1 pseudogene is annotated in these 306 nt (G+C 45.1%); it reads right to left on the bottom strand.

The features are described 5' to 3' along the window. Positions 1-306, bottom strand: a pseudogene (locus tag AAEY80_RS14410) (NADH-quinone oxidoreductase subunit NuoG); the annotation flags it as partial.

Genomic DNA, 306 nt, shown 5'->3' with positions numbered 1-306 from the left:
ATTCAGACCTGTTGAGAAGTTATCAAAGCCAACGAGGTTTTTTAGGGCAAAGTTAGTCTCAAGGCTGGCGCGCGGCGAGCCAATACCAATGACTTTTTTATCTTTGATACGTTTGATGGTTTCATCAAGAGCATAGTCGATATTGATTTTGACATGTTTATCATTGATGCGCTCAAGCGCTTGGGTTGGACGATCAGCGCGGTTGACATAACCGTAACCAAAGCGACCACGGTCACATAAGAAGTAACGGTTTACTTCGCCGTTATAGCGGTTTTCGATGCGGCGCAATTCACCATATCTCTCACC

The sequence above is a fragment of the Psychrobacter sp. 78a-MNA-CIBAN-0178 genome, assembly GCF_040309625.1.
Lineage (GTDB): Bacteria > Pseudomonadota > Gammaproteobacteria > Pseudomonadales > Moraxellaceae > Psychrobacter > Psychrobacter okhotskensis.
The sequence above is the reverse complement of the archived record's forward strand: the minus strand, read 5'-3'. Positions and strand labels throughout refer to the sequence as shown.